We start from the raw sequence: 7,121 nt of genomic DNA on the forward strand, positions 1-7,121 counted from the left end.
GCTTTGAAATCGGGTACAGGGAAAACGGTTATGCCTTCTGCGTAGGCGGTTTCGGCTGCGTTTTGCGCAGGCACATAGACGGTGTGAAAACCGGCGTCCCGCGCGGAAAGCGCCATGGAAAGCGCGCCGCATACAGGGCGAAGTTCACCCGTGAGCGATAATTCCCCGAGAAATACGGCGTCCTGCGGCGGAGCGTTGATTTCTCCCGCAGCAGCGAGGATACTCAGCAGAATGGGAAGGTCATACGCAGTGCCGGCCTTTCGGGTATCCGCAGGGGCGAGATTGACCGTCAGGCGGGAAACCGGCCAGTCAAAGCCGCAGGATTTTGCAGCCGCGCGCACACGTTCGCCGGACTCGGCCACTGCGCCGGTCGGCAAGCCGACGACATCCAGCCGCGGCAGCCCGTTTGACAGAAAGCACTCAACCGTGACGATATAGCCTTCAATGCCGCTGAGCCCTGCGGAATATACGCGCGATACCATGCTCTCCCTCCAGTCTGCAAACAAAATTTTTCTTCTTATACTATACTAAAAAATAGCGTATTTCGCAATGCCAAACACGAAATGAAAAGCAATTGTAACATAAGTGTTCAAAGTTGGGAAAATTGTTTCACGATGTGAAATTTTTATTAAAAAACCACAAATCGTTAGGAATTTGTCATATTGGGTGTTTACAAGTTTGAGGGGAGGTGATAGAATGAAAAGGGCAGATACGAGCTGCGTTTTGTGCATAAAGCAGAAAATGAAGTGAGACTGTCCTTTAAGCATGTTATAACTGAATAGGAGGATATAAACATGGCAAGAAAGATGAAGTCCATGGACGGTAACACCGCTGCGGCACACGTGTCGTATGCGTTTACCGAGGTTGCGGGTATCTATCCGATTACCCCTTCCAGCCCCATGGCAGACAACGTTGACCAGTGGGCAGCCGCAGGTCAGAAGAACATTTTCGGCACTACCGTAAAGGTGATCGAAATGCAGTCCGAGGCGGGCGCTGCGGGTACGGTACACGGCTCTCTGGCAGCCGGCGCGCTGACCACGACTTACACCGCTTCTCAGGGCCTGCTGCTGATGATCCCGAACATGTACAAGATCGCGGGCGAGCTGCTGCCGTGCGTATTCCACGTTTCCGCGCGTACCGTTGCTTCCCACGCTCTGAACATCTTTGGCGACCATTCCGACGTTATGGCCTGCCGTCAGACCGGTTTCGCCATGCTGGCTGAGACCAACCCGCAGGAAGTTATGGACCTGTCTGCGGTTGCGCATCTTGCTACCATCAAGTCCCGCGTTCCGTTCATCAACTTCTTTGACGGCTTCCGTACCTCCCATGAGATCCAGAAGATCGAGGTTTGGGACTACGAGGACCTGAAGGAAATGTGCGACATGGACGCTGTTGAAGCGTTCCGCAAGCGCGCGCTCAATCCGGAGCATGCGATGATGCGCGGCTCCCATGAGAATGGCGACGTATTCTTCCAGCACCGCGAGGCCTGCAACAAGTTCTATGAAGCTGTTCCGGGCATCGTAGAGGAGTATATGGACAAGGTCAACGCCAAGCTCGGCACCGACTACAAGCTCTTCAACTACTATGGCGCTGCTGACGCAGACCGCGTTATCATCGCAATGGGCTCCATCTGCGACGTTGCAGAGGAAGTTATCGACTACCTGAACGCGCACGGCGAGAAGGTCGGCCTGGTTAAGGTTCGTCTGTACCGTCCGTTCTGCCCGGACAAGCTGATTGCTGCGATTCCGGAAACCGCCAAGAAGATCGCGGTTCTTGACCGTACCAAGGAGCCCGGCGCGCAGGGCGAGCCGCTCTATCAGGACGTTGTTACCGCGCTGGCTAACGCCGGCATTACCGACCGCGTGATCACCGGCGGCCGTTACGGCCTCGGCTCCAAGGATACGCCTCCGTCCTCTGTATTCGCTGTATATGAGGATCTGGCAAAGGCAGAGCCCAAGCCGCAGTTCACCATCGGTATTACCGACGACGTGACCTACCTGTCCCTCGAGGAGAAGCCGGCGCCGAACACTGCGGCGGAAGGCACGACCGAGTGCAAGTTCTGGGGTCTCGGCGGCGACGGCACCGTTGGCGCGAACAAGAACTCCATCAAGATCATCGGCGACCATACCGACAAGTATGTTCAGGCGTACTTCCAGTATGACTCCAAGAAGACCGGCGGCGTAACCGTTTCGCACCTGCGTTTCGGCGATCACCCGATCAAGTCCCCCTATTATATCAACAAGGCTGACTTTGTTGCCTGCCACAACCCGTCCTACATCACCAAGGGCTTCCCGATCGTGCGTGACGTTAAGCCGGGCGGCGTATTCCTGATCAACTGCCAGTGGAGCCCGGAAGAGCTCGAGAAGCACCTCGTTCCTTCCGAGAAGCGCTACATTGCCAAGAACAACATTCAGCTTTACACCATCAACGCGATTGACCTTGCGATCGAGATCGGCATGGGCAAGCGCACCAACACCATTCTGCAGTCCGCGTTCTTTGCACTGGCCAAGGTTATGCCGGAGGCAGAGGCCATCCAGTTCATGAAGGATGCTGCGACCAAGTCCTACCTGAAGAAGGGCCAGGATGTTGTTGACATGAACCACAAGGCGATTGACGCCGGCGCTACTGCGTTCAAGAAGATTGACGTTCCGGCTTCCTGGGCTGACGTTGCCGATGAGGCTGATAACCGCGATCTGCAGGGCCGTCCCGAGGTCGTTAAGATGGTTAAGGACGTTATGGAGCCGATCGGCCGCATGGACGGCGACTCCCTGCCGGTATCCGCTTTCGCGGGCGAGCATGTTGACGGCTCCTTCGAGCACGGCGCTGCCGCTTACGAGAAGCGCGGCGTAGCCGTTACCGTTCCGACCTGGAACGCTGAGACCTGTGTACAGTGCAACCAGTGTGCTTATGTCTGCCCGCACGCGACCATCCGTCCGTTCGCGCTGACCGAGGAAGAGGCTGCTGCCGCTCCGGCATCTGCCAAGCTGGTTGACATCAAGGCCGGCAAGGGCAAGGGTGTTTACAAGTACACGATGGCTGTTTCCCCGCTCGACTGCATGGGCTGCGGCGTATGTATCGGCGTTTGCCCGACCAAGTCCCTCACCATGGTTCCGCAGGCGCAGGAAGCTGCCCAGCAGGATACTTTCGATTACTGCGTAGCCAAGGTTGCAGAGAAGCCGGACATGATCTCCGTCAACTCTGTCAAGGACAGCCAGTTCAAGAAGCCGCTGCTTGAGTTCTCCGGCTCCTGCGCAGGCTGTGCGGAAACCTCTTACGCGCGCCTCATCACCCAGGTCTGCGGCGATCGTATGTATATCTCCAACGCGACCGGCTGTTCGTCCATCTGGGGCGGCCCGGCTGCTACCAGCCCGTACACGGTTGATGCCAACGGCCATGGTCCGGCTTGGGCGAACTCCCTGTTTGAGGATAACGCTGAGCACGGTCTTGGTATGTACTACGGCCAGCAGGCGATCCGTGAGCGCATGATCGGCAAGCTGGAAGAAATGGCTGCCGCTGAGGGCACTCCGGCTGAGGCGAAGGAAGCAATCGCCAAGTTTATGGAGACCAAGGACAACGGCGCTGCCAATGCAGAACCGGCTAAGGCTCTGGTTGCTGTACTGGAGAAGGGTGCTGCGGCTGGCTGCGACGCCTGCAAGGAAGTACTTGCGCATAAGGAATACCTGGCTAAGAAGTCTGTCTGGATCTTCGGCGGCGACGGCTGGGCTTATGATATCGGCTTCGGCGGTCTGGACCACGTCCTCGCTTCCGGCCAGGATGTCAACGTAATGGTATTCGATACCGAGGTTTACTCCAACACCGGCGGTCAGGCTTCCAAGGCGACCAACTTCGGCGCTGTTGCGCAGTTTGCCGCTTCTGGTAAGACCACCAAGAAGAAGAGCCTTGCTGAAATCGCTATGAGCTACGGCTACGTTTATGTTGCGCAGATCGCTATGGGCGCCAACATGAACCAGACCCTCAAGGCGATCGCGGAAGCAGAAGCTTACCCGGGCCCGTCGCTCATCATCGGCTATGCGCCGTGTGAGATGCACTCCATCAAGGGCGGCATGACCAACTGCCAGGCTGAGATGAAGAAGGCTGTTGACTGCGGTTACTGGAACCTGTTCCGCTTCAACCCGGCTCTGGCTGAGGAAGGCAAGAATCCGTTCATTCTGGAGTCCAAGGAGCCCAAGACTGAGGATTACCGCAAGTTCATGATGAACGAAGCGCGTTACTCTGCTCTGACCCGTTCCTTCCCGGATCGTGCGGAAGACCTGTTCACCAAGTCTGAGGTAGAGTCTACCCGCCGCTTCAAGCACCTGCAGCGTCTGCAGGATCTGTACGCTCCCGAAGCGTAAGCGCGGCTGACAGGCTGAGAACTGCATAAAATAAAATCCCCGCGGGACTTGTCCCGCGGGGATTTTTCTGTTATGATGGGGAAAAAGGAGGCGATAGGGATGAAAAAGCGTATTTTAGGCATCGTTTTAAGCACTGCGCTGTGTTTTGGCGCAGCTCTGGGCGGGCTGGGCCTGCATGGCGCGCTTTATGTGCGGCCGGATGCGGATAACTGGCGGCTGCTTCCGTGGGTTGTGCCTGCTGCCCGGTATGAGCAGATTGTGCAGCGCACAGGATGGGCACCTGAGCAGACCTCGCGCACATACACTTCTATTTTATGCTATGATGCGCAGGATCGCCTGATTCGCACGGTTTATTATATGCGGCCCGATGAGTGGGACATCTGCCGCACGGATTTTGTTTATCATGACGCGCAGACGTATTCGGAGTATTTCAGCGGAGCCAGGCAGCACAGAAGCCATCGCATCACAACGGACGCGCTGGGAAGGGAGATCCGTGCGGAGTTTTCTGACGGCGGCTGGGCCGTTTACCAGTATGAGGGGGAATGGGAGAAACCCGTTGAGACCGAACGCTATGATGCATCGGGCGCACTGATTGAAAAATATGTACAGACGCTGGATGAGTACGGCAATGTGCGCAGCAGCGAAACCTGGGATGCGGACGGCAGGCTATATAGCCAAACGAACTATACATACGATGCGCGCGGCAATGTGCTGACTGCGGATACGCAGTATCGTGACGGCGACCGGCACAGCATCCGCCAGTCCTGGGAATATGACGGCGACAGCGCGGCTGCCTGTTATCGGGAGGACGGACAGACCAACTATTTCCGGTATGATGCGCAGGGGCGTGAAATTTACCAGAGCAGCACCATAGAAGGCAGCCAAAACGCGTATACCATCGAAACGGTATACACAGATATCACCAGATAAAAGAAAAGGGACGTTTCCGATGGAAACGTCCCTTTTGCGTTATTGTGCCTGACTGCGCGGCTGCGTATCGGTCAGCTCGGCCTGAACGATCAGCCGTTTTTTGTTGGAGCCGTAAGGCGTGCCGGTGATCAGCGTCAGCACAGACTCGCGTCCCTCAACCGGTTCCAGAACGGAAACGTCAGTCGGTACTACTTCAGCCGTGTGGAATACCGTGTAAGTGTATTGCTGCGTCTGGTCGGCCAGCAGAATGGAAGCATCTTCGCCAACCAGCTCCAAGTGGTAAAAAAGGCTGGATTCACGCCGGCCGACGATAGCGCAGTTTCCTGCCTGCCCTGGCAGCGCGGTGCCAGGAATATGCCCCGCGCCGAGCATGAGGGTATTGGCGTCGTCGCCCTCCAGCACATTGTCCGCCTTTCCAAGTGTGGGCAGTTTGAGGATGCCTACCTGAAGAACCGGCTGGTCCTTGTCAGCGGAAGCACCGTAGGAATCTCCGCCAGCCAGATAAACAACGTCTTCTTCGGCCACGCTTTCGCTGACCCACTGGTCGGATACGGGCGCGGGGTCCTCCGGGATGGTTTCCTGTCCTGCCAGCGCGCCCCAGGGGTACTGAATTGCTTCTGTCAGCAGACCGAAGGCGGCGATGGCAATGCCGGAAATGATGAGAATTCGTTCAAATTTGCGCTTTGATTTTTTGTCCATTATGATATCACCTGTTACAAGAGTACCTGACGGACTGCCCTGTGTCAACCCCTAATCGCGGGTTATGCGGGAAAAACCGAAAACAGGGGGTTTGCGCGGACGGATGGAACATGGTAAGATATAAAAAAAGCGCAGGAGAGATGAAAGCATGCGAATCTGGACCGGCCGTGCAGGCAGCGGAAAAACAAGGGATATTTTGCAGGAGATCGCCGTGCAGTGCGGGAAGGAAAGTGGGCGGCAGATTCTGCTGGTGCCCGAATTGAACTCCCATCAGACGGAGCGGCGGCTGGCGGCGGCAACCGGCAACCACGGGGCGCGCACCGCCGAGGTGCTGACCTTTTCCCGCCTGGCTGACCGTGTGTTTGCTGAAGTGGGCGGTCTGGCACAGCAGGTGCTGACACCGGCGGGGCAGCTGCTGACCTTGCAGGAGGCTGCGCGGCGTGTGCAGGGCGGCCTGTCCGCGTGGAGCGGTCTGGCAGATAAGCCCGAGCTGCTGCGGGAAGCGCTGCGTCTGGTGGATGAATGCAAAACCTGCGCGGTTTTGCCCGAGCAGCTTTTTGCCGCGGCGGAGGAAAGCGGCGAGCAGGCGCTGTCCGCCAAATTATCCGATCTGGCGCAGCTGCTGACGGCGTATGACCGGCTGTGCGAACAATCCCTGCCCGACCCGCGCGACCGGCTGACCCTGCTGCGTGACCGCTTGGGAGAGAGCCGCTTGCTGGATGGAACAGCCGTTTATCTGGACGGCTTTTTGAGCTTTACGCCGCAGGAACTGGCGGTGGTGGATGCCATGCTGGGCGCCGGGGTGCCGTTGGCGGCTGCTGTTACCTGTGATATGGCATATCCGGAGATTTTTGTGACCGGATGCAGAACGGTAAAAACACTTTCCCGCATGGCAAAACGGCACGGACAGCCGGTAGAGCAGATCGCGCTGGGATGCAGCAAAGTCGCGCGGCCGGCTGGACTGGCAGCGGTTGAGGCGGAAAGCCTGCTGCCGCTGCGCACCGCCCATCCGGAAGCAAAGGATGGCGTGCGCCTGTATGCGGCGTCCTCTCCCTTTGATGAATGCGAGCACGCGGCGGCCTATATCCGCCGTAAGGTGCGTGAGCAGGGGGCGCGTTACCGTGATTAATCACGGTA

5 protein-coding genes are annotated in these 7,121 nt (G+C 57.5%); 3 read left to right on the forward strand and 2 right to left on the reverse strand.

Annotated elements, in window-relative coordinates; genetic code table 11:
- Positions 1–482 (reverse strand): magnesium chelatase domain-containing protein (locus tag ACOYIE_RS07930; protein ID WP_433412110.1); only part of this gene is annotated, 482 nt, incomplete at its 3' end.
- A gap of 312 nt (positions 483–794) precedes the next feature.
- Here ACOYIE_RS07930 and nifJ point away from each other — a divergent pair.
- Positions 795–4,355, forward strand: coding sequence for a pyruvate:ferredoxin (flavodoxin) oxidoreductase (gene nifJ, locus ACOYIE_RS07935; RefSeq protein ID WP_433412111.1), 3,561 nt, complete (start codon positions 795–797; stop codon positions 4,353–4,355).
- Positions 4,356–4,454: 99 nt separating this feature from the next.
- The gene (locus ACOYIE_RS07940; protein ID WP_433412113.1) at positions 4,455–5,285 is read left to right on the forward strand and encodes a hypothetical protein; all 831 of its coding nucleotides are present in this window, start codon (positions 4,455–4,457) and stop codon (positions 5,283–5,285) included.
- Positions 5,286–5,324: 39 nt separating this feature from the next.
- Here ACOYIE_RS07940 and ACOYIE_RS07945 read toward each other — a convergent pair whose 3' ends face one another.
- A complete protein-coding gene (locus ACOYIE_RS07945) occupies positions 5,325–5,984 on the reverse strand; it encodes a sortase (protein ID WP_433412115.1) in 660 nt (219 codons plus the stop codon).
- 148 nt (positions 5,985–6,132) lie between these two features.
- On the opposite strand from ACOYIE_RS07945, the gene ACOYIE_RS07950 reads away from it, so the two are divergent.
- Positions 6,133–7,113, forward strand: coding sequence for a PD-(D/E)XK nuclease family protein (locus ACOYIE_RS07950; protein ID WP_433412117.1), 981 nt, complete (start codon positions 6,133–6,135; stop codon positions 7,111–7,113).
- The last annotated feature ends 8 nt before the right edge of the window (positions 7,114–7,121 follow it).

It is taken from the genome of Agathobaculum sp., assembly GCF_050946325.1.
GTDB lineage: Bacteria > Bacillota > Clostridia > Oscillospirales > Butyricicoccaceae > Agathobaculum.

What these genes read in the sequence shown, in the direction of transcription:
- nifJ (WP_433412111.1), top strand. Translation starts at nt 795, where the DNA reads ATGGCAAGAAAGATGAAGTCCATGGACGGTAACACCGCTGCGGCACAC.
- ACOYIE_RS07940 (WP_433412113.1), top strand. Translation starts at nt 4,455, where the DNA reads ATGAAAAAGCGTATTTTAGGCATCGTTTTAAGCACTGCGCTGTGTTTT.
- ACOYIE_RS07945 (WP_433412115.1), bottom strand. Translation starts at nt 5,984, where the DNA reads ATGGACAAAAAATCAAAGCGCAAATTTGAACGAATTCTCATCATTTCC.
- ACOYIE_RS07950 (WP_433412117.1), top strand. Translation starts at nt 6,133, where the DNA reads ATGCGAATCTGGACCGGCCGTGCAGGCAGCGGAAAAACAAGGGATATT.